General features: G+C 38.7%; 3 protein-coding genes and 1 pseudogene. 1 reads left to right on the top strand and 3 read right to left on the bottom strand.

The window, feature by feature from the left end:
* Window positions 1–333 precede the first annotated feature (333 nt).
* Window positions 334–513, top strand: a complete 180-nt coding sequence (locus tag ACYTXL_RS29795) for a hypothetical protein (RefSeq protein ID WP_442937123.1) — start codon at window positions 334–336, stop codon at window positions 511–513.
* A gap of 20 nt (window positions 514–533) precedes the next feature.
* Here the strand turns inward: ACYTXL_RS29795 and ACYTXL_RS29790 are convergent.
* From ACYTXL_RS29790 to ACYTXL_RS29780, 3 genes and pseudogenes are all read right to left on the bottom strand, one after another.
* Window positions 534–975, bottom strand: a pseudogene (locus ACYTXL_RS29790) (dicarboxylate/amino acid:cation symporter); the annotation flags it as partial.
* Window positions 976–1,025: 50 nt separating this feature from the next.
* Window positions 1,026–1,709: a ribonuclease III gene (gene rnc, locus ACYTXL_RS29785; RefSeq protein WP_461927788.1), complete on the bottom strand. Its 684-nt coding sequence runs from the start codon at window positions 1,707–1,709 to the stop codon at window positions 1,026–1,028.
* 109 nt (window positions 1,710–1,818) lie between these two features.
* Window positions 1,819–2,049, bottom strand: coding sequence for an HNH endonuclease (locus ACYTXL_RS29780; protein ID WP_461927787.1), 231 nt, complete (start codon window positions 2,047–2,049; stop codon window positions 1,819–1,821).
* Between the last annotated feature and the right edge of the window lie 585 nt (window positions 2,050–2,634).

The raw sequence follows: 2,634 nt of genomic DNA, 5'->3' as shown, positions 1-2,634 counted from the left end.
GCGGACGAGAGTTTGTGTAGCCGCGTTCGCATCGCGTGCCGGAGGCTCTATTCCATTCGCCCAGGCAAAAGTAGACACCAATGACAGATGTACGCCCTTACAAACGTATCTGTAGCAGAAATTTCGTGAAATGGTAGGTGTGACTTTTCACGAGATGTGGAATCAGAAAAATGTGCCTACAATTTCAGTATTAAAGCGGAAACAACATAAATTAACTTGCTAAAATTCCGCAATTGCCACCAAGACAATTGCAAAAACGCAGTGTAGCCTTTAACTAGAAAAACAGTATTAGGCAGCTGCTAGATAAAACTTTTATATTATTTTGTTGATCTTATGACTTCAAAACACACCAAAATTAAATTTCCCTTTTGGCAGTATCTGAACCAGCCCCTATTTAGTCGGGATACTAAATTAGTATTGAATCCCCAACGCTTTCTATTGATCTGGCGTCTTCAACTTTTAGAACGCTGCTGGACTAAAGAATGTGACGCCAAAGGTCCTCAACAGCATTAGATATTTGAAAAGCTGGTAAATTAAGCCTCGTCTACAGAACGTGGCTTTTTTCCGTCAAGTAAAGCACTAACAGTCATATCTCCCATGACATTAATCGCGGTGCGGCAGCGATCCAGAAACCAGTCTACAGTAACTAGCAAAGCGATGTACTGGGTAGGTAAGCCTACAGAAGTGAACACCAGTGTCATCGTTACTAGTCCAGCATTGGGAATGTTCGCTGCACCGACGGATGCAAAAATCGAGGTAAGAATGACAATTAACTGCTGTGCCAGATTTAGATGTTGCCCTAATTAGTTGGGAAATATACAACGCAGACATTGCTTCATAAAGGGCAGTGCCATCATTATTGAAATTTGCCCTGACTAATGCCCCCAAGGCAGCAGAAGATTCCCTTAAACCGACTTTTGTTTGCAAAACCTCAAAGGTTATGGGCATTGCCGCCGCCGAGGAAGAAGTCGAGAAAGGGCTAGCTTTAGTTTTAGGCGAAGTATTGCTCTCTGTTTGACTCATCTCTATAACAAACCTTGTTTTTTCAACTTAGTTAGTGCATCTTCAGCAGCATCTTTTTCAGCCTCTTTTTTATTACGTCCCGTACCCGTTCCATGCTCTTTTCCATCTACCAATACTCTAGCTACGAATTTTGGCGCGTGAGAAGGGCCTCCTATTTGTTCTGTCTCATATATCGGGGGATTTGGGGTAACATGAGATTGCACCCATTCCTGAAAGCGGTTTTTTGAGTCTACATTAGAGCGAGACACAACAAGATTCTCAGGTACAGAATTAAACAGCGGTTCTACAATTGCGCGAACTACTTCAATATTGGAACCATTATCCAAATAGTAAGCACCAAGAACAGCTTCAAAGGTGCTACTTAATAAATTAGGATTTTGATATCCTCCATCTCGAATTGCACCTATTCCTAACCGTATCCTAAAGTCTAAATCTACCTCCTTGGCGAACTTTGCCAATTGCTTCTCATCTACCAGTGCAGAACGTCGCCGAGTTAATTCATCTTCTCCCTTTTCTCCATGCTTTTTATAGAGATATTCACCGCTTAAGAAATTCAGGATAGCATCACCAAGAAACTCTAGGCGTTCGTTATGTTCTCCTTCTCCAGGATGTTCGTTGACATAAGAACGGTGGGTAAGTGCTTGTCGTAAAAGTTTTTCATTTTTGAAAATCAAAAGTTCGTGCATTTTTAAGTTTTACTTGTTTGTAAATTTAATTGAGTGAAAAGGCAGGCAAAGATGCCCATTTCACAATAAATATTCCTACAATTTCATGAATATAGTTTCAAAAAGTTATCTAAACTATTTGATAGCAGTCAGGATAATCGAGAGTATTACCACGTAAATTGTTGCAACGGAAATAAGAAATAACTAAGTTATCATTCGAGTGACCTCCGCCGTAACTGATAGGCATTAAGTGATCTAAAGTTATTTGCAAATGCCAGAGATGTTTATTACACCAATGATAGCAATTTCCGTTTCTGTCTTTAATTTGTTGTTTCTTGCGGCGTTTTCGTTCAGAATTCATTCTGCTCATTTGTTCTTAAATTTTGGCGTTGTGTTTACTCCGCAGGGTTAGTAAATCACGTATCTAGCATTAATAAATTGCTTTAGTACTATATTTACTTACACTGAGCAAAATTATTGCCCGAATAGCTATATAACCAATTCAAATTAATTCACTCTTTGTAAGTGCAAAGACGAGTGTATACAGGGGTTGCATTCGTAAAAACAAGTAGCCATCAGCAGAGCATAAATTAAATATTTTTACGCTTTTCCAATGGTTCAAAGCTGATCTGTATGAAACCACTAACCTCAGTTAGACACTTTTAGATGATGACTCCTTTGCTACGTTGACGATAAATATAACACATATAATCGGAGTACTGTCAATGGGTACTGGTTAAATCTTTTATTTATCAACTTGCTAGACTATATAATATATCTGGCAGAAACACCTACTGAAATAAAAAGCAAGATTGGGAAAGAAAGCAAGGATATTAACTGATTATAATGATCAGGGTAAGAGCATCTCAATTAGGCTTGACACAAGGATTCAGAAGAATCTAATGTAGGGTCAAGAAAACAAGAACTGAGAACTTGAATCATATAA

It is taken from the genome of Nostoc sp. (assembly GCF_054880495.1).
Note: the sequence above shows the minus strand (reverse complement) of the source record. Positions and strands in the feature narration are given on the sequence as shown.